Source organism: Micromonospora sp. WMMA1947 (assembly GCF_027497355.1).
GTDB lineage: Bacteria > Actinomycetota > Actinomycetes > Mycobacteriales > Micromonosporaceae > Micromonospora.
Map to the genome: position 1 here is coordinate 3,745,464 of NZ_CP114909.1, position 26,461 is coordinate 3,771,924.

Here is a 26,461-nt window from a genome sequence, read left to right on the forward strand (position 1 = left end):
ACCCGCCGGCACGCCGGCCGGGTGTGGGTGTGGGGAAGCGTCCACATCCGGCCGGCCGCCACCCTGCAAGGTGCGTCTTCCTCCGCACCGACCGCTCCGGGCGACCGGGCGACGTTCCCCGTCGCGCGACCGCCCGCCCCGGCCACACGCGGAGGAGAGACCCATGCCGACCAGTCCGGCCCAGGCGCCCACGGTGCCCGCGCACGTGCTGCCGCACCGCACCCCCGCCCAGTTGCTCGCGGTGGCCCGCGACGGGCTGGCCGAGGCATCCCGCACCCGTCCCGACGGCCTCCGGTACGCCGCCGCCCACCTCGCGGCGCTGCGCGCCGCCGCCGCCGTGCTCGCCGCCCGGGCCCGCCCCGCGCCCACCAAGCGGCACCGGATCACCAGTGTCTGGGTGCTGCTCGCCACCATCGCCCCCGAGTTGGACGAGTGGGCCGCCTACTTCGCCGCCGGCGCGAGCAAGCGGGCCGCCGCCGAGGCCGGCATCCCCCGCGTGGTCACCGCCCGGGAGGCCGACGACCTGCTGCGCGCCGCCGAGGAGTTCGTGACGGTGGTGGAGACCGCACTCGGCCTGGCGCACCAGCCGGCGCTCGACGGCCTGCCCCGACCGCTGCGGCTCGGCGCCTCCGGCTCCCCGCCCCGCCCGGGAGCAGCCGCCGCCTGATTCGTGGCGCCCGGCCACCACCGGCGGGACCCCGGGTGGCCGGGCGCCGCACCACGGCACACGCGTGCCGCGCACGACACGATCCACAGCACCATCCACGGGCGGGCCCGTGGCGAAACACGACGGGGGGTTGGTCCGATGGCGGGCCGCATGGTGGTCGGTTCCGCCGCTCTGGCGGATCTGGTCCGGCCGGCGAGCGCGCCCGACCCGGCCGGTGGCCACCGGGTGCTGCCCGTGCGGGCCGAGCTGACCGGGCTGCTGCCCAACCGCGGCCTGCGGCGCGGCAGCACCGTCGCGGTCGGCGCCGGCCAGCCCCGGCGCAGCGGCGCCACCTCGCTGATCCTCGCGCTGCTCGCCGAGGCGTCCCGGGCCGGCTCGTGGTGCGCGGTGGTCGGCGTACCCACCTTCGGGGCCGGCGCGGCGGCCGAGGCGGGCATCGCCCTGGACCGGCTGGCCCTGGTGCCCGACCCCGGGCCGGAGTGGCCCACAGTGGTCGCCGCGCTCATCGACGGGGTCGACGTGGTGGTCACCGCCGTGCCGGCCACCGTCTCCGCCTCGGTCGCCACCCGGCTGGCCGCCCGGGCCCGGCAGCGTGGAAGCGTGCTCGTCCCGTACGGCAGGTGGGACGGCGCGGACGTCACGCTCCAGGTGGTCCGGGGCGTCTGGCAGGGGCTCGGCCCCGGCCGCGGGCGGCTGCGCCGCCGCGAGGTCACAGTGTCGGCCCGGGGGCGGGGCGCCGCCGCCCGCCCCAAGGAGATCAAGGTGTGGCTGCCCGGCGACGAGCTGACCCGGGTGATCCCCCGCTCGGCCGGGCTCGGCGCACCGTCCGCCGCGCCGTCGCGGCGGCTGCGTGTGGTGGCCCCACCCGCCCGTACGCTCACCGCGGCCGGGCCGGCGTGAGCGGCGTACCGCAGCGGACGCTGCTGCTCTGGTGCCCGGACTGGCCGGTCCTGGCCGCCGAGATCGTCGACGGGGTGCCCGCCACCGACCCGGTCGTGGTGCTGCACGCCAACCGGGTGATCGCCTGCTCCGAGCGGGCCCGCGCCGAGGGGATCCGGCGCGGGCTGCGCCGCCGCGAGGCGCAGGGGCGCTGCCCGCACCTGACGGTGGTCGACCACGACCCCGGCCGGGACGTGCGGGCGTTCGAGCCGGTGGTGGCCGCCGTGGAGGAGGTGGTCGCCGGCGTCGAGGTGATCCGGCCCGGCGCCTGCGCGACGGCGGCCCGGGGGCCGAGCCGCTACCTCGGCGGTGAGGAGGCGGCAGCCGAGCGGATCGTGGAGCACGTCGCGCAGAGTTGCGCGGTGGAGAGCCAGGTCGGCATCGCCGACGGGGTGTTCGCGGCCGGGCTGGCCGCCCGGGAGGGCCGGATCGTGACCCCCGGCGGCACCCGCGAGTTCCTGGCCGCCCGGCCGGTCGAGGCGCTCGGCCGGCCCGCGCTGGCCGACCTGCTGCGCCGGCTCGGCGTGCGTACCCTCGGCGAGTTCGCGGCGCTGCCCGCCGGGGACGTGCTGGCCCGGTTCGGTTTCGACGGGGCGCTGGCGCACCGGCTCGCCGGTGGCCGGGACGACCGCCCGCTGGCGGTCCGGCAGCCGCCCGCCGACCTCACCGTCACCGCCGACTACGACGAGCCGGTCGACCGGGTCGACGCCGCCGCGTTCGCCGCCCGCACGCTCGCCGAGCGGCTGCACGAACGGCTGGCCGGGTACGGGCTGGCCTGCACCCGCCTCGGCATCGAGGCGGTCACCGCACACGGCCAGGAACTGCACCGGGTCTGGCGGCACGACGGCCTGCTCACCGCAGCGGCCATCGCCGACCGGGTCCGTTGGCAGCTCGACGGCTGGCTCTCCGGCAGCAACGGCCGGGGCGGGACACGTCCGGCCCACCCCACCGCCGGAATCGTCCGGTTGCGACTGGTGCCGGACGGGGTGCTCGCCCAGTCGGGCCTGCAACCCGGGCTGTGGGGGGAGACCGGCGAGGAGCGGGAGCGGGCGCACCGCGCGCTGAGCCGGGTACAGGGCATCCTCGGCCCCGAGGCGGTGGTCACCGCCGTGCTCGGCGGCGGGCGTTCCCCGGCCGACCAGGTGCGCCTGGTGCCGTGGGGCGACGAACGGGTGCCCGCGCGTCCCGGCCCGCCACCCCTGCCACCCGCCGCAGCGTCCCCGGTTCCGGCGTCCCCGGCCGCGTCGCCGTCCCGGGCTCCGGTCCCGGCCGGGCCGTCGTCTCCGGCGGCGTCACTCGTCCCGGTCGTCGGGGCCGCTCCGGGTGCCGCGTCCGCCCCGGTCGCCGTACCCGATGCCGGGATGCGGACCGGGCGGCGGACCCGGCGGGGCCGGACGGTGGCCGAGCCGCCGTGGCCGGGGCGGATTCCGCCGCCGTCGCCGGCCGTGGTGCTGCCCACCCCGTTGCCGGCCGACGTGCGTGACGCCGCCGGGGAGCCGGTCGTGGTGAGTGCCCGGCTGGCGGTCAGCGCGGCGCCGGCCCGGCTCACCGTCGGCGACGGCCGCCCGGCCGAGATCACCGGGTGGGCCGGTCCGTGGCCGGTGGACGAGCGCTGGTGGGCGCCGGCCGAGGCGCGCCGCCGGGCCCGGTTCCAGGTGTGCCTGGCCGACGGCGCCGCCCTGTTGCTCGCGGTCGAGGGCGGGCAGTGGCTGGTGGAGGCGATCTATGACTGAGCGCCGGGGAAGATCTTGGAAGGAAAGCGCCCCTCCGGGGGCCGTTTCGTACCAAGATCTCGGGCGGCCGGGTGCGGGGCGAGGCGGGCGTCGGTGAGCTTCCACAACCCGAAGATGCCGTGGTCCAAGCTGGAGCAGGTGCTCTCCGGGCGGGCCAAGGGCGAGCGGCACCTGCACGTGGTCGACCCGCTCGCGGTCGACGCCGACGGCGGCGACTCCCCGGCCTGGAGCCGCAAGCGCCAGGAGTACCGGCCGCCGGAGCTGGCCCGCCCGGACGGCGTGGTGCCGTACGCGGAGCTGCACGCGCACTCCAACTTCAGCTTCCTCGACGGCGCCAGCCACCCGGAGGAACTGGCCGAGGAGGCGGCCCGGCTCGGCCTGACCGCGCTCGCCGTCACCGACCACGACGGCTTCTACGGTGTGGTGCGCTTCGCCGAGGCGGCCCGCGCGCTGCGGCTGCCGACGATCTTCGGCGCGGAACTGTCGCTCGGGCTGCCCGGCCCGCAGAACGGCGAACCCGACCCGCTCGGCCGGCATCTGCTGGTGCTGGCGCACGGCCACGAGGGGTACGCGCGCCTGGCCGCCACCATCTCCCGGGCCCAGCTGCGCGGCGGGGAGAAGGGCCGCCCGGTCTACGGCGAGCTGGAGGAGATCGCCGCCGAGCTGCGCGACCACGTGCTGGTGCTCACCGGCTGCCGCAAGGGGCACGTGCCCGCGGCGCTGCTCACCGAGGGCGTCGACGCGGCGGCCCGGGAGCTGGACCGGCTCACCGCGTTGTTCGGCGCGGAGACGGTGGCGGTGGAGCTGACCGACCACGGCCATCCGATCGACGCCGACCGCAACGACGCGCTCGCCGACCTGGCCGCCGCGGCCGGGCTGCCCACTGTGGCCACGAACAACGTGCACTACGCCACCCCGGGCCGGCGGCGGCTGGCCACCACAGTCGCGGCGGTCCGGGCCCGGCGCAGCCTCGACGAGATCGACGGCTGGCTGCCCGCCGCGGCCACCGCCCACCTGCGCAGCGGCGCGGAGATGGCGGCGCGGTTCGCCGCGTACCCGGGCGCGGTGGCGCGGGCCGCCGAGTACGGCGCGGAACTCGCCTTCGACCTGCAGCTCGTGGCGCCGAAGCTGCCCGCGTACCCGGTGCCGCCCGGGCACACCGAGATGAGCTGGCTGCGCCGGCTGACCATGGACGGCGCCCGGGAGCGCTACGGCCCGCCCGAGGCGCACCCGGAGGCGTACGCGCAACTGGAACACGAACTGCGGATGATCGAAGACCTCGGGTTCCCCGGCTACTTCCTGGTGGTCTACGACATCGTCGCGTTCTGCCGCGCGCAGGACATCTACTGCCAGGGCCGGGGCTCGGCGGCCAACTCGGCGGTCTGCTACGCGCTGCGCATCACCAACGTGGACGCGGTCCGGCACCGGCTGCTGTTCGAACGGTTCCTCGCCCCCGAACGCGACGGCCCGCCCGACATCGACGTGGACATCGAGTCCGACCGCCGGGAGGAGGTGATCCAGCACGTCTACGCCCGCTACGGCCGGGAGCACACCGCCCAGGTCGCCAACGTCATCTCGTACCGGCCCCGGTCGGCGGTGCGCGACGTCGCCAAGGCGTTCGGTTTCTCGCCCGGCCAGCAGGACGCCTGGAGCAAGCAGATCGACAGGTGGGGCTCGGTCGCCGCGGTCGACGTGGCGGACATCCCCGAGCAGGTGGTCGCGTACGCCAACGAGCTGCAGACGTTCCCCCGGCACCTGGGCATCCACTCCGGCGGCATGGTGATCTGCGACCGGCCGGTGATCGAGGTGTGCCCGGTGGAGTGGGGCCGGATGCCCGGCCGCAGCGTGCTCCAGTGGGACAAGGACGACTGCGCGGCCGTCGGCCTGGTCAAGTTCGACCTGCTCGGCCTCGGCATGCTCTCGGCGCTGCACTACGGCTACGACCTGATCGGCTCCCGCCTCGACCTGGGCGACATGACGCTGGACGACCCCGAGGTCTACGACATGCTCTGCCGGGCCGACTCGGTGGGCGTGTTCCAGGTGGAGAGCCGCGCCCAGATGGCCACGCTGCCGCGGCTCAAGCCCCGCGAGTTCTACGACCTGGTGGTGGAGGTGGCGCTGATCCGGCCCGGTCCGATCCAGGGCGGCTCGGTGCACCCGTACATCCGGCGCAAGAACGGCCAGGAGCCGGTGACGTACGCGCACCCGCTGATGCGCAACGCGCTGGAGAAGACGCTCGGCGTGCCGCTGTTCCAGGAGCAGCTCATGCAGCTCGCCATCGACCTGGCCGGGTTCGACGCGGCCGGCGCCGACCAGCTGCGCCGGGCCATGGGGGCGAAGCGGTCGGTGGAGCGGATGGCGCAGATCGCCGACCGGCTCTACGCCGGGATGGCCGAGCGGGGCATCACCGGCGAGCTGGCCGACGACGTCTACCGCAAGCTCACCGCGTTCGCCAGCTACGGCTTCCCGGAGAGCCACGCGATGAGCTTCGCCTACCTGGTGTACGCCAGCTCGTGGCTCAAGCGCTACCACCCGGGCCCGTTCCTGGCCGCGCTGCTCAACGCCCAGCCGATGGGCTTCTACTCGCCGCAGACGCTCACCGACGACGCCCGCCGGCACGGCGTGGAGGTGCGCCGGCCGGACATCAACGCCAGCGGCGCCAAGGCGGTGCTGGAGTCCACCCCGCAGACCCGGTGGGGCAGCGTGCCGGGCGAGCCGCCGCACGCCTGGGGGCTGGGCGGCCCGGCGGTACGGCTCGGGCTGGGCAGCGTCCGTACCCTCGGCGAGGACGTGGCCGAGCGGATCGAGGCGGAACGCGCCGCGCACGGGGCGTACCGGGACATGCCGGACCTGGCCCGCCGCGTCGGTCTCACCGCCGCGCAGCTGGAGGCACTGGCCACCGCCGACGCGTTCGCCTGTTTCGGGCTGACCCGGCGGCAGGCCCTCTGGGCCGCCGGCGCGGCGGCCCAGGACCGGCCCGGCCGGCTACCAGGCACGGTGACCGGCGCGGACCCGCCGACCCTGCCCGGCATGGCCGCGGTGGACCGCCTGGTCGCCGACGTCTGGGCCACCGGCCTGTCCCCGGAGAGCCATCCGGCCCGGTTCATCCGGGATCGCCTCGACGAGCTGGGCGCGGTGCCGATCGCCCGGCTCGGCCAGGTGCCGCCCGGGCAGCGGATCCGGGTCGGCGGGATCGTCACCCACCGGCAGCGCCCGGCGACCGCCGGTGGCGTCACGTTCATCAACCTGGAGGACGAGACCGGGATGCTCAATGTCACTTGCTCCCCGGGGTTGTGGCAGAGATACCGTCGAGTCGCCCGCACCAGTGGAGCACTTGTGGTGCGGGGCCGGCTGCAGCGGCACGAGGGCGTCACGAACCTCACCGCGGACCGGCTGGACGCGATCGAGCCCCCCGTCACACCGGCATCCAGGGATTTCCGTTGATGGAGTGATCCACATTACGGTTTCCGTGAGCCGGAGGCGGGAGACTCCCGACGCGGGTGGGCAGAGTGGCCCACCCGGGGTATGGGGGATGAACAGATGACCTTTCACCGCACGTACGCCGGTGGCGTAGCCAACGTCCGACGGACCCGCCTCGGCGCCGACTGGGCGCCCACCCACGAGGCCGAGCCGCGGGAATACCAGGTGACCGACGGCCCGGTGGCGAACGACCAGCGCTCCCGCGCCGAGGACGACCCCGCCGGCGGCGGCGAGTCCTGAACCCGGGCCGGGGGGTGACTAGGCTCGGCCCGTGGAGCAGATCCGAACCCTCACCCCCCGCACCGCCGTCATCTGGTCGGTGCTCCGGGCCGAGCTGGACCGGCGGGCCGGCGAACGACTCTCCGTGCTCGACGTCGGCGGCGGGACCGGCGGCTTCGCCGTCCCGCTCGCCGAGGCCGGTCACCGGGTCACCGTCGTCGACGCCAGCCCCGACGCGCTCGCCGCGCTGACCCGCCGGGCCGCCGAGGCCGGGGTCGCCGATCGGGTACGCGCGACGCAGGGCGACGCCGACGCGCTCACCGGGCTCGTCGAACCGGCCACCGTGGACCTGGTGCTCTGCCACTCCGTCCTCGAGGTGGTCGACGACCCGGAACCGGTGATGTCCGCGCTGGTCACCGCGTTGCGACCGGGCGGCGCCGCGAGCGTGCTCGTCGCCGGCCGGGCCGCCGCCGTGTTCGGCCGGGCGATGAACGGGCAACTGGACGCCGCCGCCGCGCTCGCCGCCGACCCGCGCGGCACCACAGGCGGCCGGGACACGCTGCGCCGCCGCTACGACGCCACCGACGCGACCGCGCTGCTCACCGCCGCCGGCCTCGTCGTGGAGGAGATCCACGGGGTACGGGTGCTCGCCGACCTGCTCCCGGCCGCGGTGGCCGACGGGCAGCAGGCGGCCCTGGTGGAGCTGGAGCGCGCGCTGGCAGCTCGGTCCCCGTACCGCGATCTCGCCGCCCAGCTGCACCTGTTCGCCCGCCGCCCGGCATGACCGGCCCGGTTCCCGATCCGGCGCCCGGCCCGCTGGACCGGGTGGCGCCCCGCTACGACGGCGGCGCCCTGACCGATGTGCTGCCCAGCGCGCTGGCGCTGCTCGGCGTACCGGGCGCGGCCGACCGGCTCGGCCTGACCCCGCGCCTGGCCGGGGTACGCCGGATCGCGGTGCTGCTCGTCGACGGCCTCGGCTGGTACCAGATCCCCACCGCCGCCCCGTACGCCCCGACGCTCGCCGGCCTGGCCGCCACCGCCGGCCGGCCGCTCACCACCGGCTTCCCGTCCACCACCCCGACCAGCCTGGTCAGCCTCGGCACCGGCACCCCGTCGGGCGCCCACGGCGTGCTCGGCTTCACGGTCCGGGTGCCCGGCACCGACCGGGTGCTCAACCACATCGACTGGACCGGTGACCCGGACCCGGCGAGCTGGCAGCCGGTGCCCACCTGGTACCAGCGGGCCCGCGCCGCCGGCGTCGCGGTGACTGTGGTCAGCCGCCCCGAGTTCACCGGCAGCGGCCTGACCCTCGCCGCCAACCGGGGCGGCGACTACCGGGGCGCGGCCGGCGTGGACGCGCTCGCCGCCCGGATGCTGGCGGCGCTCGCCGCCGGTGACGGCCCCGCACTCGTCTCCGGCTACCACCCCGACCTGGACCGGCACGGGCACCTCAGCGGCGTCGACTCCGCGCCCTGGCGGACCGCCGCCACCGATGTGGACGCGCTGCTGGCCCGGCTCGTCGACGGGCTGCCGCCGGACGCCGCACTGCTGGTCACCGCCGACCACGGCCAGCTCGACGTGCCCGCCGGGCACCGGATCGACCTGGACACCGACCCCCGGCTGCGAACCGGGGTACGGGTGGTCGCCGGCGAGCCCCGGGTCCGCTACCTGCACGTCGAGCCGGGCGCCGAGGCCGACGTGGTGGCCGTCTGGACCGAGGTGCTGGGCCCGGCCGCGCAGGTGCTGACCCGGGCCGAGGCGGTGGCGACCGGCTGGTTCGGGCCGGTGCCCGAGGCACACCTGAGGCGGATCGGCGACGTGGTGGTGGTGTGCCGGGACACGTACGCCGTGGTCGCGACCCGTTCCGAACCGCCGATGGCGTCGCGGCTGGTGGCGTACCACGGCGCGGACACCGCCGCCGAGATGACAGTCCCGCTGCTGGTGGTCCGGGGCTGACCCCGGTTCGCCCCTGCCTCCGCGCCGCGGCCCCGGTCGGCCCTGCCTCCGCGCCGCGCCCCTGGTCGGACCCGCCTCGTCCGGGGCCGGTGGGCGGTGACCGCCGGCCCGCGACTGGTCCGGGGCCGGTGGCGTCGCCGCGGGCTGGGCGGTGGGGTTGTCGGACCGGCGGGCTAGCCTGCTGGCATGGGCCGCAGCCAGTCGTTGCCCCGAGGCGGTGACCCGCGCTTCGGGCCGGACGCCGACGACACCGGCTGCACCATCCTGCACGTCGACATGGACGCGTTCTACGCCTCCGTGGAGGTGCGCCGCCGCCCCGAGCTGCGCGGCCGGCCGGTGGTGGTGGGCGGCGTCGGCCCGCGCGGCGTGGTCAGCTCCGCCAGCTACGAGGCCCGGCGGTACGGCGTCCGCAGCGCGATGCCCACCGCCCGCGCCCGGGCCCTGTGCCCCGGCGCCGTCTACCTCCCGCCCGACTTCGCCGCCTACACCGAGGCGTCGCGGGCGGTGATGCGGATCTTCCGGGACGTCACCCCGCTGGTCGAGCCGCTCTCGCTGGACGAGGCGTTCCTCGACGTGGCGGGCGCCCGACGGCTGTTCGGCCGGCCCGCCGACATCGCCGCGCTGATCCGCCGCCGGGTCGCCGAGGAGCAACAGCTGACCTGTTCGGTGGGCGTGGGGCCGAGCAAGTTCGTGGCCAAGCTCGGCTCCACCCGGGCCAAGCCCGACGGGCTGCTCGTGGTCCCGGCCGCCCGGGTGCTGGACTTTCTGCACCCGCTGCCGGTGTCCGCCCTGTGGGGCGTGGGGGAGCGCTCCGCGGACGCGTTGCGCCGCCTCGGCCTGCGCACCGTGCGCGACCTCGCCGAGGCGCCGGCCGGCCTGCTGCGCCGGGCCGTGGGCGATGCGTCCGCCGCCCACCTGCACGAGCTGGCCTGGGGGCGTGACCCGCGCGGGGTCACACCCGAGCAGGTGGAGAAGTCGATCGGCGCGGAGGTCACGTTCGACACCGACGTGACCGACCCGGCCGAGATCCGGCGGTCCCTGCTCGCGCTCGCCGACAAGGCCGGTTCCCGGCTGCGCGCGGCCGGGCAGGTGGGCCGTACGGTGTCGCTCAAGGTCCGCTTCGCCGACTTCCGGACGATCAGCCGCTCCCGCACGCTCGCCGTGCCCACCGACACCGCCCGGGAGATGTTCGACACGGCCTGGGCGCTCTGGGTCGCGCTCGCCCCCGGCGAGCCGGTTCGGCTGGTCGGTGTCCGGATGGAAGGTCTCGCCCCCGCCGGGGAGACCCCGCAGCAGCTCACCCTCGGTGCGCCCGAGCGCGGCTGGCGTGAGGCGGAGGCGGCGGCCGACGCGGCGGCCGCCCGATTCGGGCGGTCCGTCATAGGTCCGGCCAGTCTTCTCGGCCGTCGTGATACACGACAAGTCGAAAAACCGACCCGGCCGTAGGTCGTCCCGCTTTCCGACGCGCGGGGGCCCTCGTAGACTTGCGGGTAAGCAGCCGGTTGGCTGCCACGGTCTGTCGGCCCGCCCGGGCCGACCAACGTGACCGGGGAGGAGTGCCGTGCCGCTCTCGGAGCACGAGCAGCGGCTGTTCGAGCAGATCGAGCGGTCGCTTGCCGAGGACCCCAAGTTCGCCTCGGCCGTGCGCGCCAGCGACCCGCGTTTCCACGCGCGGCGTCGCGTGCTCGTCGCTGCCGGCGTGGTCGTCGCTGGTCTGGCCCTGTTGATCTACGGTGCCGTGATCAAGATTCCCGCGGTGGCCGTGGCGGGTTTCGTCGTCATGCTGGCCTCGTTGGGCTACGCGGTGCAGTCGCACCGCCGATCCCAGTCGCCCGACCTGCACGTGGTCGGCGGCACAACGAGCCGGCGTCGTCCCCGTGGCCGCAGTGGTGGTGGTCGCCGGGGCTCCTTCCTCGACCGGATGGAGGACCGCTGGCGGCAGCGCCCGGAGGGCCACCGCTGACCGCGCCCCGCCCCTGACCAGGGGCGGGAAACCGGCGGCGCCTCCGTAACAGGCCGGCGAGCGCCGCCGGCGCTACTTGCTGCCGGGGTGTTGTGGCGGCGAGGGCGAGGGCGAGGGCGCGCGCTCAGCCATGCCCACGATCGATCCCACCGCCCCGCCCCTAGGCGCGCCCCCCGCGGTCCGTCCCCCTCTACGCGCCTCATTCGCCACGCGGCGCCCCGGGTTGCCCGCACGCAAACATGTGCACCGCCGGGCCGGGTCGCGGTTCGCGCCCGAGCCTCGGCGCCCCGCGAGCGCCTCCTCGAGGCCCATCAGCCCCCGCCCTCCGCCCCGCCCGCCCGCTCTCCCGCTCTCCCGCGCGATCTTGCACTTTCGGCCCGAGCGGTGCCCCGAATGTCCCGTTCACCCGGGCACAAACCGCAAGATCGCCGAGGCAAGGGGGCCTGCTCGGCCGGCCCGCCTCATCAGCCCATGCGCCGCGTATCGCGGGAGCCGTCGTAGATCTTGGTACGAAAGCGCCCTCACGAGGGCCATTTCGCACCAAGATCTCGTGCGCTCCGGCCAGAAGCGGTGATCAAGGAGTTTGTGTCCTCAGCGGGGCTGGATGTGGACACAAACTCCTTGATCACCGCCGGGGGCCGGGCGGGAGGGGACGGGGCGGGGCGGGGAGGGTGGGGAAGGGGGGTCAGCGGGCGGGGCGGCCGGCCAGGAGGCGGCGCGGGCTCCAGCGCGTCATCCGCTGCCGGATCTGACCGCTCGTGGTCACCGCCCTCGCCGACCGTTCGGCCAGGGCGGTACGCCAGCGTTGCAGCACCGACGGGGGCAGCAGCGCGGCCAGCAGGCGGGTACGGCGGTCCGCGCCGGCCGCCAGCGCGCCCCGGACCGTGCGCAGCGCCGGCTGCAACTCCGCGTCGGTCAGCGGGTCACGCGCGTAGCGGGCGCGTTCCTCGGCGCGGCCGAGCAGGCGTACCCCGGTCGCGGCGTCGCCCTTCTCGGCGAGCGCCTCCCGGGCCAGCCGCTCGGCGGTCGCGCGCGGGGTCTCCGTGCGGTCCACCCGGACGTGGAAGTCGACGAGCGTGTCGAGCAGCTCGTCCCAGGCGGCGTGCGCGTCGGCGCGGGCCGCCTCGGCGTCCACGCCGACCACGACCTCCCGCGTCTCGCCGCGCTGGCCCGGCACCGGCAGCGCGGTGGCCGCGGGTGTGACGGTCCGGACGCGACGGCGGCGCAGGGCGGAGCGGCGCAGGGCCGGTACGGCGAGCAGCGCCAGCAGCGCCAGCGCACCAGCCAGCCACCACGGCCAGACGGGGCTCTCCTCGGCGGGCGCGCCCTGGTCCAGCGTCAGGCCCTGGTCGGTGTCCTTGTCGAGCCGGTCGGCCTCGTTCGGCCCGGCCGACGGGCCGGCCGCGTCGGGAGCGGTGGTGCTGCCGGCCGAGGGGGTGACCTCCTCGGGGGCGTCGACGTCCGGCGCCCAGGCCGAACGGACCGAGCCCGTCACGGCCGCCGCCGGGGTGGCGTCGAACGGCACCCAGCCGATCCCGTTGAAGTTGACTTCGGTCCAGGCGTGCAGGTTGCGGTTGGTCAGCACGTACGTGCCGCTGTCGGCCTTGCTGCCGTTGGTGAACCCGACCGCCACCCGGGCCGGGATCCCGGCGGCCCGGACCAGCCAGGCCATCGCCGCGGCGTACTGCTGGCAGTAGCCGACCTTGGTGGCGAGGAAGTCGGTGATGTCCTCCCCGCTGCTGCCGTTACGGGTGGACAGCGCGTAGGTGAAGCCGTTCTCCACGGAGAAGTAGTCGTAGATCGCCCGGACCTTGTCGTAGTCGTTCGACTTGCCCTTGACCAGTTCCGCGACCAGTTCCTCGACGGCCGGGACGGACGGCCGCTCGGTCTGCTGGCGCATCAGCGGGCTGTCCGAGGGCAGTGACCGGGCCGCGCGCAGCGCCGCCGGACTGTAGGTGGACCGGACGTAGTCGAACGAGTAGTTCTTGCCGCGGGCGGTGTCCCGCTTGGAGAAGATGACCTGCTGGCTCTCGTCGTACAGCCAGTTGCCGTTGAGGTCGTCGGCCTTGACCGGCTCGGTGTAGACCGGCAGCAACGGCATGTTCAGGTTCTTCGTCACCTCGACGGTGGCGCGGTAGCGCTGCCGGTCGACGCCGCGCGGGGCGTTGTCGACCGGGTCGGACAGCGAACGGGAGATCGACTTCCCGGTCGGCACCCGCGCCTGGAAGCCGCTCGGCCGCAGGTCGTCCACCACGCCCAGGCGCAGGTAGAACGGGGCCGTCTCGTTGGTGCTGACCTTGACCAGATCGACTTCCTCGCTCTGGTTGAGCTGACCGCTGAGCGCCGCGAACAGGTCGACCCGGCCGGAGCTGCCGCCCTGGCCCGGCCGCCCGTTGCCCTCGCCGGGCCCGGCGCCGACGTTGTTCAGCAGCCCGCCGGTCATCCCGGGCACTGCCAGCGGCAGCGCCACCGCGGCGATCACACCGACCACCGCGAGCCGCCGTCCGGCCGCGGCGAGCGGGGACGCCTCCCAGACGTCGACGTCGCGGCCCTCGCCGGTGAACCGGCGGCCGAACCGGCGTACCCGGTCGACGTTGTCGGTGACCAGCAGCCAGAGGTAACCGGCAGCACCCACCACGAACGGGGTGGCCGGGACGCTGTCCACGTACACCGCGACCGGCACCGAGTAGATGGCGAGCATCGGCAGGCCGGCCAGCGCGGGCCGGCGCAGCCCGACCGCGAGCACGTCCACCACCACCGCCACCGCGCCGATGCCGAGCACCGCGAGGAACAGCAGCGAGTCGACGTCCGGCACCTGTACGCCGTACGAGCGCATGTCCTGCAGCGACGCCTGGAGCAGGTCGCCGAAGTGGCCGAACGTCGCCGGGGTCGGCACGAACGCGAGCAGTTCGGTGCCGCCGGGGAAGACCCAGGTCAGGCCCAGGGTCAGCCCGGCCAGCATGGCCAGCACCTGCCCCCACAGCGGTAGCCGGCCGAGACGGCTCAGCGCGGCCGAGCCGGCCACCACGGCGACCACGACGGCGGCCTGGATCAGCCAGGTCCAGCGCTCGAAGATCGCCGACAGCGGGGCCGCCGCCAGCAGCGTCGCCGCCGCGGCGACGAAGCCGATGTTGCGGTGCGGGGTCACAGGACCATCCCTCCGGTCATCGTCGTCCGCCGGCCACCGTCTCGGCCATGGCCGCCCGCAGCGCGAAGCCCTGCGAGCCCCGTCCGGCCTGCGGCCACAGCATCGGCAGCCGGGTGCCGTGCTCCACCCCGATGACCCGCCAGCCGCTCTGCAGCAGCGTGAGCGCGGCGGCGCCGTGTGCCCGCTCCGCCTCGGCCCGGGCGTTCGGCGGCAGGTTGAGCCAGGTGTTGCTGTCGAGCAGGAACGCCACGCAGGTGGCGCCGTTGCCGCGCAACCCGGCCAGCAGTTCCGCCTCGGCGGTGCCGAGCGTGCCGAGCAGCGCGATGATCAGGCCGCCGTCGGCCCGTTGCCGGACCTGCTGCACCAGCGTGGTGATCTCACCGCGCCGGTCCAGGTGAACGTCGGCGAGGTGGTCGAGAAGCAGTCCCTCACCGCCTGCCTCGGTGGCACCGACATCGGCGCCGTTGCCGGTGACCAGCCGCAGCTTGTAGCCGGCCTCGCGCAGGTGCACGGCGATGCTGGCGGCCGCCGACACCGCCCACTCGAAGCTCGCAGTCGGGCCCTCGCCCCGGTGCCCGCCGGCGCGGGTGTCGAGCACCACCGTGGCGCGGCTCTCCCACGGCTGCTCCTCGCGGCGCACCATCAGCTCGCCGGTGCGGGCGGTGGACTTCCAGTGCACCCGGCGCAGGTCGTCACCCATCCGGTACTCCCGGGTGGCGGCGTCGTCCTCGCCGTGCACCGCCACCGAGCGGGCCCGGCTGTCGCCGCTGCCGGCGTACTCGCCGGGAAGCCGCACCGACGGCAGCGGGGTGACCTGCGGGATCACCGTGAGGTGGTCGGTGCTGGGGAACGACCGGGTCAGCTCGCACAGCCCGAACGGGTCGGTCAGCCGGATCACCAGCGGGCCCACCTCGTAGCGGCCGCGCACGTCCGCGCGGACCGTGTACGCCACGGAGCTGGCCTGGTGCGCGCCGAGCCGCTCCAGCACCACCCGGGGCCGGCTGCCCAGCGCGTACGGCAGGCGGTCCTCCAGCAGCAGCGTGCCGGTGGGCAGCCGGGACAGGTTCTGCAACCGCAGCACCACCCGGGAACTGGCGCCGACCGGCACCCGGTGCGGCTCCAGTGACCGGTTGCAGGCCAGCTTGTATCGGCTGCGCCCGACGTACGCGGCGGCCAGCAGCGGCAGCACGGCGAGCAGGACCGCCACCCGGAGCAGGTCCTTCTCGCCGAGGATGCCGGCGGAGATCGCGGCGGCCACCGCGGCCGCCAGGAAGGAGCGGCCGCGGGTGGTCAGCCCACGCAGGCCGTCGCGCACCTCACGGCCTCCGCGGCTCGTACGGCCCGCGGCCGTTGTTCGCGCCGCCGGGCCGGGTGTCGTACGGGGAGCGCTGCCGGTCGTGCGGGAGCGGCAGGCGGTGCACCAGCTCGGAGACGATCGCGTCGGTGGTGCGCCGGGCCAGCTGCGCGTCGGCGGTGGGGATGATCCGGTGCGCCAGCACCGGCACCGCGAGCACCTGCAGGTCGTCGGGCAGCACGTAGTCGCGGCCCTCCAGGGCGGCCACCGCGCGGGCGGTGCGCAGCAGCTGGAGCGTGGCCCGCGGGGACGCGCCCAGGCGCAGGTCGGGCGCCTCCCGGGTGGCGGTGACCAGGTCGATCGCGTACTGCTTGACGGCGTCGGCGACGTGCACCTGCCGGACGTGACCGATCAGCCGGCGGACGGTGGCCGCGTCGGAGACGGGCCGCAGCCCCGGCAGCGGGTCGGTGGCGCCGTGCCCGTCGAGCATGGCCAGCTCGGCGCGCGGGTCCGGGTAGCCCATGGCGATGCGGGCGGTGAACCGGTCGCGCTGCGCCTCGGGCAGCGGGTAGGTGCCCTCCATCTCGATCGGGTTCTGCGTCGCGATCACCATGAACGGCGTCTGCAACTGGTAGGTGACCCCGTCGACGGTGACCTGCCGCTCCTCCATGCACTCCAGCAGCGCCGACTGGGTCTTCGGCGAGGCCCGGTTGATCTCGTCGCCGACGACCAGGTTGGCGAAGACCGCGCCGGGGCGGAACTCGAAGTCGTGCGTCTCCTGGTTGTAGACGCTGACGCCGGTGACGTCGCTGGGAAGCAGGTCGGGGGTGAACTGGATCCGCCGGACCGAGCAGTCGATGGACCGGGCCATCGCCTTGGCGAGCTTGGTCTTGCCGACGCCGGGCACGTCCTCGATGAGCAGGTGGCCCTCGGCCAGCAGCACCGCCAGGGCGAGCCGGACGGTGGCGGTCTTGCCCTCGATGACCTGCTCGATGTTGGCCACGATGGCCTCGCTGGCGGCGCGGAACTCGTCGTGCGGCAGCAGACCGCCCACCTCGTCCCAGGTCTGTTGTGTCACGGGCCTCCTCCTCGTCGCCTGGACGGCAGCTCTTTATAGAGCACCTGGACCCGCCGTTGGGTTCGCGACGCCGAGCCACGTCTGCCGCAGTAATCTCACTGGCCTCTCAGGCTAACCATGTTTGTCGTTACTGCCGACTCCCGCAGGTGGTCGGTCGGTTACGCCCGGAATATTCGCCGGACCGGGGGACCGGCCGCCGAGGGTGGAACGGGCGCGCCGCCGCCGAGGGGTGCGAGGTACACTGCCTGCATGGCCGGGTTCTTCCTGCTTCTTACCGAGCCGTGTTGATGCGCTGAACGCGCGACAGCACGGCCGCCCCTCCTGCGCGAGGGGCTTTTTTGTGCCCGCAGCAGACCGCCCACAATTTTTTCGAATCGTTCCGCGCCGAGGAGACGCCATGAGTGAGGCAGCCGCACCGGCGACCGACATCCCCCCGTTCCGGTACACCGCCGCCCTGGCCGACGAGATCGAGCACCGCTGGCAGGACACCTGGGCGCGGGAGGGCACCTTCCAGGCGCCGAACCCGGCCGGTCCGCTGGCCGACCCCGGCCACCCGCGGGCGGGCGCCGAGAAGCTGTACGTGCTGGACATGTTCCCGTACCCGTCCGGCGCCGGCCTGCACGTCGGCCACCCGCTGGGCTACATCGGCACCGACTGCTACGCCCGCTACCAGCGGATGGCCGGGCGCAACGTGCTGCACGCGATGGGCTTCGACGCGTTCGGCCTGCCCGCCGAGCAGTACGCGGTGCAGACCGGCACCCACCCCCGGACCACCACCGAGGCCAACATCGAGCGGTTCAAGGCGCAGCTGCGCCGGCTGGGGCTGGGCCACGACGAGCGGCGTTCGGTGGCGACCATCGACACCGACTTCTACCGCTGGACCCAGTGGATCTTCCTGCAGATCTTCAACTCCTGGTACGACGCGGACGCGCGCAAGGCCCGGCCGATCGCCGAGCTGATCGCCGAGTTCGAGGGCGGCACCCGTGCCACCCCCGACGGGCGTCCGTGGGCCGAGCTGTCCGTGGGGGAGCGGCGGCGCGTCGTCGACGACCACCGGCTGGCGTACGTCTCGGAAGCGCCGGTGAACTGGTGCCCGGGCCTGGGCACCGTGGTGGCCAACGAGGAGGTCACCGCCGACGGCCGCTCCGAGCGCGGCAACTTCCCGGTCTTCAAGCGCAACCTGAAGCAGTGGATGATGCGGATCACCGCGTACGGGGACCGGCTGCTGGAGGATCTGGACACACTGGACTGGCCCGAGCCGATCAAGCTGCAGCAGCGCAACTGGATCGGCCGGTCGACCGGCGCGCACATCGACTTCCCGACCGACGCGGCCCCGGTGCGGGTGTTCACGACCCGGCCGGACACCGTCTTCGGCGCCACCTACATGGTGCTGGCGCCCGAGCACGAGCTGGTCGACGTGCTGACGCCGGCCGCCTGGCCGGAGGGCACGAAGGACGCCTGGACCGGCGGGCACGCCGGCCCGCGTGAGGCCGTCGAGGCGTACCGGAAGGCCGCCTCGGCCAAGACGGACGTGGAGCGGCAGGCGGACAGCAAGGAGAAGACCGGCGTCTTCGTCGGCGCCTACGCCACCAACCCGGTGACCGGCGGGCAGATCCCGATCTTCATCGCCGACTACGTGCTGGCCGGGTACGGCACCGGCGCGATCATGGCGGTACCCGCCCAGGACGAGCGGGACTGGGCCTTCGCCGAGGTCTTCGAGCTGCCGATCGTACGGACCGTGCAGCCGCCGGAGGGCTTCGACGGCAAGGCGTACACCGGGGACGGTCCGGCGATCAACAGCGCCGCGCCGGATCGCGGCATCGACCTGGACGGCCTGGGCGTGGCCGACGCGAAGGCGCGCATCATCGAGTGGCTGGAGGCCAACGGACACGGCGCCGGCGCGGTCACCTGGCGGCTGCGCGACTGGCTGTTCTCCCGGCAGCGCTACTGGGGCGAGCCGTTCCCGATCGTGTACGACGAGACCGGCGCGCCGATCGCGCTGCCCGAGTCGATGCTGCCGGTCGAGCTGCCCGAGGTGGAGGACTTCTCGCCGAAGACGTTCGACCCGGAGGACGCCGACAGCGATCCGGAGACCCCGCTGTCGCGGCGGCGCGACTGGGTGGAGGTGGAGCTGGACCTGGGCGACGGGCCCAAGCGCTACACCCGTGAGACCAACGTGATGCCGCAGTGGGCCGGCTCCTGCTGGTACGAGCTGCGCTACCTGGACCCGACCGACTCGCAGCGCTTCGCCGACCCGGAGAACGAGGCGTACTGGATGGGGCCGCAGCGTCCGGGGGACTGCGGTGGCACCGACCTGTACGTCGGCGGCGCCGAGCACGCCGTGCTGCACCTGCTGTACGCCCGCTTCTGGCACAAGGTGCTGTACGACCTGGGCCACGTCTCGTCGTTCGAGCCGTTCCGCCGCCTGTTCAACCAGGGCATGATCCAGGCGTACGCGTTCGTCGACTCGCGCGGCGCGTACGTGCCCGCCGAGGAGGTCGTCGAGGTCGACGGCCGCTGGTTCCACGGCGAGACCGAGGTCCGGCGCGAGTACGGCAAGATGGGCAAGTCGCTGAAGAACGTCGTCACCCCCGACGACATGTGCGCGGCGTACGGCGCGGACACGTTCCGGGTGTACGAGATGTCGATGGGCCCGCTGGAGGTGTCCCGCCCGTGGGACACCCGGGCCGTGGTCGGCTCGTACCGGTTCCTGCAGCGGGTCTGGCGTAGCGTCGTCGACGAGCAGACCGGCGAGCTGCGGATCACCGACGAACCGGCCGACGAGGCGACCCGGCGGCTGCTGCACAAGACGATCGACGGGGTCCGCGCCGACATGGACGGGATCCGCTTCAACACCGCCATCGCCAAGCTGATCGAGCTGACCAACGGCCTGACCCGGCTGGCGCGTACGCCGCGCGAGGTGGCCGAGCCGCTGGTGCTGATGGTGGCCCCGTTCGCCCCGCACATGGCCGAGGAACTGTGGCGCAAGCTGGGCCACGAGACCTCCCTGGCGTACGCGGACTTCCCGGTCGCCGACCCGGCTCTGCTGGTGGCCGAGTCGGTCACCTACCCGGTGCAGGTCAACGGCAAGGTCCGGGGCCGAATCGAGGTGCCGGCCGACGCGTCCGAGGAGACCGTCCGCGCGGCGGCGCTGGAGGCGGTCACGGGCGCGCTGGCCGGCAAGGAGCCGCGCAAGGTCATCGTGGTGAAGGGCCGGATGGTGTCCGTGGTCGCCTGACCGGCGGCCGTGTGCCGGAGGCGCGTCCCGTACGCGGGGCGCGCCTCAACCCGCCGGCGGCTCCCCGTGGTCCGTCACGGGCACGCCGGCAGCGGCGGCAGCCGGTCCAGGCGAAGCAGCGAGTAGGCGTGCCGCTCCGGGGGGACCTCGTTGTCGTCCGGGTCCATCAGCAGCGCCGAGCCCGAGACCACCGCGTGGGCGTGGTCCGCGGTCAGCCGGACGTACGAGCCGCTGCGCAGGTCGGCCACGTACCAGCCCTCGTGGTAGTCGAAGAGCACCAGATCGCCGACGGCGGTGGGTCCGGCGATCCGGTGGAACGGGTCGTCGATCGGTGGCCTGGCGCCGGGCGGCAGCGACGGCGTGGCCGGCGGGGGAGGGGTGACCCGCAGGACCCGCACGGGTGCCGTCCAGCCCGGCCGCCAGACGGTCAGGTCGCGCTCGTCCCGGGACACCCAGGCCGTGGTGCGGCCGTCCGTGGTCATGTCCACCGGGGTGCCCGGTCCCAGGGCCGGCGGTGCCGGAGGGCCCGCCGTCCCGTCCGGGCCGATCGCGTTCAGGCGGCCCGTGGCCCTGTCGAACCAGATCAGGTCGGCGCCGCGGAACCCGACAGCGCTCACCTGTCCGGTCGCCACAGCGCGGACCGTTCCGGCCGCCAGGTCGTGCAGGGTCAGCTCGGCCCGGTCCTTGTCGAGGATCCGGGTCACGGCGAGCTTCCCGTCCTGCAACAGGAACGGGACGGCCCTCTGCCCGGCGTTCGCGACCTGCCGTGGCTCGGCCCCGGTCTCCGCGTCCCAGACGAAGAGCTCGGCGCTTCCTTCCCCGTGCGGCGCCGCACGGGACAGGTCGGTGCGCGCGTAGACCAGCCAGCGCCCGTCGAAGTCGCCCCACAGCAGGAAGGTGAACAGGTCCGGCATGGTGGCCACGACCCGTCGGTCGCCGTTCTTCTCCTGCTTGACCAGCAGCATCGGGAGACCGTCGCGCTGCACGGTGGCGAACGCGGAGCGGCCGTCCGGTGCCGGGGCGAACCCTGACCACCTCTCCCCGGGCTCCTTCGGCAGCCGGCTGTCCCGGACCGCGTCCTGCCAGCTCTGCGGCACGGTGACCAGGCAGAAGTCGGCACGCGGCGGGGCGGTCACCTGCGTCGACGGCGTTCCCTCGGTGACCGGGGCGGCCGTCGGGTCTCCCGGAGTGCAGGCGGCGAGCAGCGCCGCCGCGAGGACCGGAGCGAGGACGGCGGCGCTCCGGACGCGGGCTCGGGACGAGGGCCTCATGCTCGCGAATGCTAGGGAGCGCCGGTGCCGCGCGGTGCCCGGCGGGCGGGATCGTCGTGCGGTCGTTACCGGGCCGGTCCGGAGCTCCTCCGCGTGCTCGTGCGCCTTCGCCGCCGGGTCAGCCGGCCGGTCCGGCAGACCGGCGCCGTTCGGCCCGCCACCAGCGGTGGATGATCAGCACGCTGGCGATCAGGCCGAGGCTGGCCGGCGCGGCCGCGTACCAGTTGATCGAACCGGGCGTGGTCACCGCCGCGCCGATCGCCGCGTAGCCGATCGCGGTGGGGGCGGAGGCGATCACGCTGCCGGCCAGGAACGGCGCCACCCGGGCGGCGGTGGTGCCGTAGCCGTAGCTGACCAGCCCGAACCCGGCGATCGGCAGCAGCCGTACGGTGATCACGCCGAAGACGCTCTGCCGGGCGAACCAGCCGTCGAGGCGGGCCAGCCGGCCCCGTACCCGCTCGGCGACGAAGTCGCGGCCGAGCACCCGGCCCACAGTGAATCCGATGGCCGCCGCCAGCAACGCCGCGCCGAGCGCGTACGCGGCGCCCTGCACCGGGCCGAAGATCGCGCCCGCGGCCAGCGTGACGAACGTCCGCGGCACCAGCGCCACCAGCAGCAGCGCGCCGCCGACCACGGCGGCGGGCGGGCCGTAGCCGCCGAGCGAGTCGGCGAGCCGGGGCAGGTCGGCCGGGTCCGGCCGGGGCACCAGCAGCAGCGTCACGCCGAACCCGGCGAGCAGCAGGAGAAGCAGCCCGAACCGGCGCGCCGAGGGCTGCCGCAGCAACCCGGCGAGCCGGCGGGCCACCGGTCGCCGCCCCGGCCGGGCGGCGTCGGTCACGGCCTCGGTGCGGCGGCCACCGCGGTGCGGCGCTCGGAGCGGAGGCGGTCGGCCCAGGTGTCGTCGAGCGGCGGGAGCTGATGGATGCCGGTCGCCCAGCGCAGCAGCAGGTCCGCCAGGTCGGGGTTGCGCGCCAGCGCCGGCCCGTGCGAGTAGGTGCCGAGCAGCTTGCCCCGCCACGCGCCCTCGGTGGCGCCGTCGTTGCCGACGCCGGTGGTGACGCGGGCCAGCGGGGACACGCCCGGGCCGAGGTGGGTACGGCCGCCGTGGTTCTCGAACCCGGACAGGTGCGGGATGCCCAGCCGCGGGTCGACCTCGCCGGCCAGCTCGCCGACGGCCCGGGTGGGGCCGCGGTCGGAGGAGAGGTCGAGCAGCTCCAGGCCGGCGCACCGGGTGCCCTTGGCGAAGAAGGAGGTGCCGAGCAGCTGGTAGCCGGCGCAGACGCCGAACACCACCGAACCCTGGGCCACCGCCCGGTGCAGGCCGCCGTCGGCGATCAGGCGCTGGGCGCCGAGCGCCTGCGGGCCGTCCTCGCCGCCGCCGAGCAGGTAGATGTCGGCGGTGGCGGGCAGCCGCTGGTCGGAGCGGACCTCCAGCACCTCGACCGGCATGCCGCGCAGCTGGGCCCGGCGGGCCAGGATCAGCGCGTTGCCCCGGTCGCCGTAGGTGGACAGCAGGTCGGGATAGATCCAGACGATGCGCAGGCTCTCAGTTGACACGGTCCAGCTCCGCTCGGATGTCCTGGAAGGCGGTGTAGTTGGCGATGACCTCCAGCCGGCCCGGCGGGACCGCGCGGACGGCCTCGTCGAAGCTGCGGACGTGCTGGAACGGCACGCCGTTGACCTCCAGCCGCACCGCCAGGTCGTACGCCCGGTCGCCGGTGATCAGCACCTGCCGGCCGTTCAGCGGGGAGAAGTCCACGTCGAACAGCCAGGAGGTGTCCAGCCCGTCGGGGTCGCGGGCGTTGATGGACAGCAGTGTCGGCGCGACGTCGGCCATGTCGAACGCCTCCAGCCAGCTCGCCGGGTTCTTCGCCAGCAGCAGCCGGATGTTGCGCCCGTCGCGGTCCACCTGGGCGTAGCGGCCGGCCACCGAGGTCACCGTGCCGAGCCGGGACACCGCGTCCACCGGGCGTACGCCGAACTCGGCGGCGACGGCCAGGGCGGTGGCCGCGTTGCCGAGGTTGACCTTGCCGGGGAGCTGCAGCTGGATCTTGTGCCAGGCGCCGGTGGGGTCGAGCACACCGTCGTCCTCGACGGTCCAGTTCGGCTCGGGGCGGCGCAGCGGGCAGCCGGTGCACCACCACTGCTCGCCGGAGCGCTGGATGGTGGAGCCGCACTCGGGGCAGACCCAGGAGTCGTCGTGCCAGCGCTGCCCGGCGCTGAACCAGGTGACGTGCGGCGGCACGTGGCCCTGGGCCGGGTCGGCCGGCGGGCACGCGGCCCACACCACCATCGGGTCGTCGGCGTTGGCGACCACCCGTACCCGCGGGTGCCGGACCAGGGCGGCGCGCCAGAGCTGCGCCATCATGGCGACCTCCTTGGCGCGGTCGAGCTGGTCGCGGGAGAGGTTGAGCAGCGCCACCACGTGCGGCTCGGTCGCCTCCAGCACCTGGGCGAGGTAGTGCTCGTCCACCTCCAGCACCGCGTACGGGGTGCTGCCGGCCTTTGCGAGCGCCGAGGTGTGGCCGGTGGGCATGTTCGCGCCGAAGGAGTTGGTGGCGACCCGGCCGAGCACGCCGACCGCGGCGGTGGTGAGCCGGGTGGTGGTGGTCTTGCCGTTGGTGCCGGACACCAGGGCGATGGCGCGCCCGGCCGAAAGGTGGGCGAGCAGGTCCGGGTCGATCTTGAGGCCGATCCAGCCGCCGATCACCGAGCCGTCGCCACGGCCCGCAGCCCGCGACAGCGCCGCGGCGGTGCGCGACACGGAGCTGGCCACCTTTGCCCGCAAGGGCATCTTCGCGTCCGTCACGCGAGCGAGGTTACCGGACCACCACCTCCGCCAGATCGCGGCCGAGGGCGAACCGTTCGGCCGGGGAGGGCCCGGCGGACGGCCGGAGCGCGCGGGGCCGGACGGTGGCGGTCGATGTCGGGTAGCGGACGCTGCGCGGCCCTCCCCACCCCCTCCACTCCGCCCCACCCGCGTTGACGTGCGGTTTTGCGCGCGGAAACGCCACGCCACGCGGGCGAATCTGGTTGCAGGTGGAGGGAAGTGGAGTAGAGTGGGGCGCGATGGTGAGGCCGGGAGGGCCACACCGGCCCGGGGGGTCAGCGGCGCCGCGAACGCCGCTCAGGGCGAGGGGGTTGGGCCGATGTTCCTCGGCACCCACACTCCGCGCCTGGACGACAAAGGCCGGTTGATCCTTCCGGCGAAGTTCCGGGACGAACTGGCGGGGGGTGTCGTGATCACCAAAGGGCAGGAGCGCTGCCTCTACGTCTTCCCGATGCCCGAGTTCCAGCGGATCGCCGACCAGTTGCGCGCGCAGCCGATGACGAGCAAGGCGGCCCGGGCCTACAGCCGGGTCTTCTTCGCCAGCGCGCACGACGAGGTGCCGGACAAGCAGGGCCGGGTCACCATTCCCGGCCACCTGCGGTCGTACGCGGCACTGGACCGGGATCTGGTCGTGATCGGAGCGAGCACCCGGGTGGAGATCTGGGACAAGGCGGCCTGGGAGGCCTACCTCGCGGAGAGCGAAGACGACTTCGCCGACATCGAGGAGGGGGTGCTGCCCGGCGGTCTGTAGGGCGTGACGGCGCCCGACGTACTGCGAGATCTCCAGCCGCTTTCGAGTTCCTGGCACCCCTTCCCCGGTGCCAGGCGCACGATCCGACACGGAGGGCCGCGGCCTCCGGCGGGCGGGAGCGGATGGGGATCTGGCGGTATGGCGAGGCGTCGTGGCGACGACAGACACGTGACGGAACGGTTGGCGAACGGGGTGGGGGTCGAGATGGGGGAGCTACGCGGCACGCACGTGCCGGTGCTGCTCGAGCGGTGTCTCGAGCTGCTGGCCCCCGCACTGGGCCGGCCCGGTCGCACCGTCCACGTCGACGCCACGCTCGGCCTGGCCGGGCACGCCGAGGCGGTGCTCACGGCGCATCCGGACACGGTGCTGATCGGCCTGGACCGGGACACCGAGGCGCTCGCCCACGCGCGGGTCCGCCTGGCCCGGTTCGCCGACCGGATCCACCTGGAGCACGCCGTCTACGACGAGCTGCCCGAGGTGCTCGACCGGCTCGGTTACCCGGCGATCGACGGGGTGCTGTTCGACCTCGGCGTCTCGTCCCTGCAACTGGACGCGCCCGACCGCGGGTTCGCCTACGCGCAGGACGCGCCGCTGGACATGCGGATGGACCAGACCCGGGGGGTGACCGCCGAGGAGGTGGTCAACACCTACTCCCACCCGGACCTGGCCCGCCTGCTGCGGGTGTACGGCGAGGAGAAGTTCGCCGGGAAGATCGCCTCGGCGATCATCCGGGAACGGGAGCGCACCCGGATCACCTCCTCGGCCCGGCTGGCCGAGCTGGTGCGGGACGCCATTCCCGCACCCGCCCGACGAACCGGTGGACACCCGGCAAAGAGAACGTTTCAGGCTTTACGGATCGAGGTAAACAGAGAACTGGCAGCGCTGGAGACGGCGCTGCCGGCTGCTCTGGACAAGCTCACAGTGGGCGGCCGCATGGTGGTCCTGTCCTACCACTCGCTGGAGGACCGGCTCACCAAGCAGGCGCTCGCCGACCGGGTCCGCAGTAAGGGCCCGATCGACCTCCCGGTCGAACTGCCCGGGTCGGGCCCGACGTTCCGGCTGTTGAGCCGGGGCGCCGAGCTGCCCGGGGAGGCGGAGGTGGCCGCGAACCCGCGTGCCGCCTCGGTGCGGCTGCGTGCCGCCGAACGCCTCGACCCGGAGGCGACCCGGCAGGGGCGTACCGACCGCGAACGGTACCGCCGCCGGGTGAAGGCGATGCACCAACCGGGGACGGGGTCACCGGGGTCCGGCGAGGACCCGCGGTCGGCCCCGGGGGACGCGAACGGGACGGACGAGGAGGGGGAGGGGACATGAACGTCGAGAAGCGCGACGGCCGGGGAGCCGTCGGGCAGCGCGCACCGCGGTCGGGGGGCCGGACCGCGGCGCAGCGCACCACGCGGGACACGACGGCGGCCGACCGCCGGGAGACCACTCGTGCCCGGGGGGCGCGCGAGTTCCCGACGCAGGGCAGCGCCGCCCTGCGGCCGGCCGAGCGCACCCGGGTCACCGGTGCGCCCACGCCGCGCCTGCGGGTCGCCCCGCCGGCGCCGATCCGAGTGCCCCGCGCCCCGTTCGTCGCGCTGATCCTGGTGCTGGTGGTCGGTGGGGTGCTGGGCATCCTGGCGGTCAACACGAAGATCAACGAGAACGCGTTCAAGCTGGAGAAGCTCCAGCAGCAGCAGGCCAAGCTGGACGTGGACGAGCAGGAGCTGAAGAAGGAGATCGCCAAGCAGGAGGCGCCCGGCAACCTGACCGCCAACGCCCGGCGGCTCGGCCTGGTCGAGTCCGAGGACCCGGCGTACATCCGGCTGCCGGACGGGCAGACCATCGGGGTGCCGCACCCCGCGCAGGGCGCTCCGTCGGTCACCAGCCAGCAGGGCAACGGAGGCTGAGT

General features: G+C 74.7%; 20 protein-coding genes. 13 read left to right on the top strand and 7 right to left on the bottom strand.

The window, feature by feature from the left end:
• Window positions 1–163: 163 nt before the first annotated feature.
• The 9 genes from O7604_RS18020 (at window position 164) to O7604_RS18060 (ending at window position 10,957) form a co-directional block, all read left to right on the top strand.
• A complete protein-coding gene (locus tag O7604_RS18020; protein WP_269704878.1) occupies window positions 164–667 on the top strand; it encodes an SAV_6107 family HEPN domain-containing protein in 504 nt (167 codons plus the stop codon).
• A gap of 138 nt (window positions 668–805) precedes the next feature.
• On the top strand, window positions 806–1,567 hold the full coding sequence (locus tag O7604_RS18025) for a hypothetical protein (RefSeq protein ID WP_281577177.1): 762 nt from the start codon (window positions 806–808) through the stop codon (window positions 1,565–1,567).
• On the top strand, window positions 1,564–3,339 hold the full coding sequence (locus O7604_RS18030) for a DNA polymerase Y family protein (RefSeq protein WP_281577178.1): 1,776 nt from the start codon (window positions 1,564–1,566) through the stop codon (window positions 3,337–3,339). Before O7604_RS18025 ends, O7604_RS18030 begins: the two co-directional genes overlap by 4 nt.
• Window positions 3,340–3,432: 93 nt before the next feature.
• Window positions 3,433–6,783, top strand: coding sequence for an error-prone DNA polymerase (locus tag O7604_RS18035; protein ID WP_269704881.1), 3,351 nt, complete (start codon window positions 3,433–3,435; stop codon window positions 6,781–6,783).
• Window positions 6,784–6,879: 96 nt separating this feature from the next.
• Window positions 6,880–7,059, top strand: coding sequence for a hypothetical protein (locus tag O7604_RS18040; RefSeq protein WP_269704882.1), 180 nt, complete (start codon window positions 6,880–6,882; stop codon window positions 7,057–7,059).
• Between the two features lie 31 nt (window positions 7,060–7,090).
• The gene (locus O7604_RS18045) at window positions 7,091–7,822 is read left to right on the top strand and encodes a methyltransferase domain-containing protein (RefSeq protein ID WP_281577179.1); all 732 of its coding nucleotides are present in this window, start codon (window positions 7,091–7,093) and stop codon (window positions 7,820–7,822) included.
• Window positions 7,819–8,994, top strand: a complete 1,176-nt coding sequence (locus O7604_RS18050) for a nucleotide pyrophosphatase/phosphodiesterase family protein (protein WP_281577180.1) — start codon at window positions 7,819–7,821, stop codon at window positions 8,992–8,994. Before O7604_RS18045 ends, O7604_RS18050 begins: the two co-directional genes overlap by 4 nt.
• Window positions 8,995–9,180: 186 nt before the next feature.
• Window positions 9,181–10,440, top strand: coding sequence for a DNA polymerase IV (locus tag O7604_RS18055; RefSeq protein ID WP_281577181.1), 1,260 nt, complete (start codon window positions 9,181–9,183; stop codon window positions 10,438–10,440).
• Window positions 10,441–10,555: 115 nt separating this feature from the next.
• Window positions 10,556–10,957: a DUF3040 domain-containing protein gene (locus O7604_RS18060; protein WP_128139017.1), complete on the top strand. Its 402-nt coding sequence runs from the start codon at window positions 10,556–10,558 to the stop codon at window positions 10,955–10,957.
• A 685-nt stretch (window positions 10,958–11,642) separates the two neighbouring features.
• Here the strand turns inward: O7604_RS18060 and O7604_RS18065 are convergent.
• Genes O7604_RS18065 through O7604_RS18075 form a run of 3 tightly spaced genes read right to left on the bottom strand, consistent with a single transcriptional unit; the run spans window position 11,643 to window position 16,477 of the window.
• On the bottom strand, window positions 11,643–14,105 hold the full coding sequence (locus O7604_RS18065) for a DUF3488 and transglutaminase-like domain-containing protein (RefSeq protein ID WP_281577182.1): 2,463 nt from the start codon (window positions 14,103–14,105) through the stop codon (window positions 11,643–11,645).
• A gap of 16 nt (window positions 14,106–14,121) precedes the next feature.
• Window positions 14,122–15,420, bottom strand: a complete 1,299-nt coding sequence (locus O7604_RS18070; protein ID WP_269704887.1) for a DUF58 domain-containing protein — start codon at window positions 15,418–15,420, stop codon at window positions 14,122–14,124.
• A gap of 1 nt (window position 15,421) precedes the next feature.
• Window positions 15,422–16,477 carry a MoxR family ATPase gene (locus tag O7604_RS18075; RefSeq protein ID WP_269704888.1) on the bottom strand — a complete coding sequence of 352 codons (1,056 nt, stop codon included), beginning with the start codon at window positions 16,475–16,477 and terminating at the stop codon, window positions 15,422–15,424.
• Between the two features lie 397 nt (window positions 16,478–16,874).
• Here O7604_RS18075 and leuS point away from each other — a divergent pair, with 397 nt between their 5' ends.
• Entirely contained in the window at window positions 16,875–19,715 is a 2,841-nt protein-coding gene (gene leuS, locus O7604_RS18080; protein WP_281577183.1) for a leucine--tRNA ligase, read from the top strand.
• A 74-nt stretch (window positions 19,716–19,789) separates the two neighbouring features.
• On the opposite strand, the gene O7604_RS18085 is transcribed toward leuS, so the two are convergent.
• The 4 genes from O7604_RS18085 to O7604_RS18100 form a co-directional block, all read right to left on the bottom strand.
• Window positions 19,790–20,986, bottom strand: coding sequence for a hypothetical protein (locus tag O7604_RS18085; RefSeq protein WP_281577184.1), 1,197 nt, complete (start codon window positions 20,984–20,986; stop codon window positions 19,790–19,792).
• Window positions 20,987–21,104: 118 nt separating this feature from the next.
• On the bottom strand, window positions 21,105–21,824 hold the full coding sequence (locus tag O7604_RS18090; RefSeq protein WP_269704890.1) for a VTT domain-containing protein: 720 nt from the start codon (window positions 21,822–21,824) through the stop codon (window positions 21,105–21,107).
• Window positions 21,821–22,543 (bottom strand): glutamine amidotransferase, encoded by a 723-nt coding sequence (locus tag O7604_RS18095; protein ID WP_013287612.1) that lies wholly within the window; start codon window positions 22,541–22,543, stop codon window positions 21,821–21,823. Before O7604_RS18095 ends, O7604_RS18090 begins: the two co-directional genes overlap by 4 nt.
• Entirely contained in the window at window positions 22,533–23,780 is a 1,248-nt protein-coding gene (locus O7604_RS18100; protein WP_281579979.1) for a MurT ligase domain-containing protein, read from the bottom strand. The genes O7604_RS18095 and O7604_RS18100 overlap by 11 nt, the downstream gene beginning before the upstream one ends.
• A gap of 355 nt (window positions 23,781–24,135) precedes the next feature.
• On the opposite strand from O7604_RS18100, the gene mraZ reads away from it, so the two are divergent.
• The 3 genes from mraZ (at window position 24,136) to O7604_RS18115 (ending at window position 26,459) form a co-directional block, all read left to right on the top strand.
• Window positions 24,136–24,567, top strand: coding sequence for a division/cell wall cluster transcriptional repressor MraZ (mraZ, locus tag O7604_RS18105; RefSeq protein ID WP_013287610.1), 432 nt, complete (start codon window positions 24,136–24,138; stop codon window positions 24,565–24,567).
• 204 nt (window positions 24,568–24,771) lie between these two features.
• Window positions 24,772–25,881, top strand: coding sequence for a 16S rRNA (cytosine(1402)-N(4))-methyltransferase RsmH (gene rsmH / locus O7604_RS18110; protein WP_269707050.1), 1,110 nt, complete (start codon window positions 24,772–24,774; stop codon window positions 25,879–25,881).
• A complete protein-coding gene (locus tag O7604_RS18115) occupies window positions 25,878–26,459 on the top strand; it encodes a hypothetical protein (RefSeq protein ID WP_269704891.1) in 582 nt (193 codons plus the stop codon). The genes rsmH and O7604_RS18115 overlap by 4 nt, the downstream gene beginning before the upstream one ends.
• Window positions 26,460–26,461 lie beyond the last annotated feature (2 nt).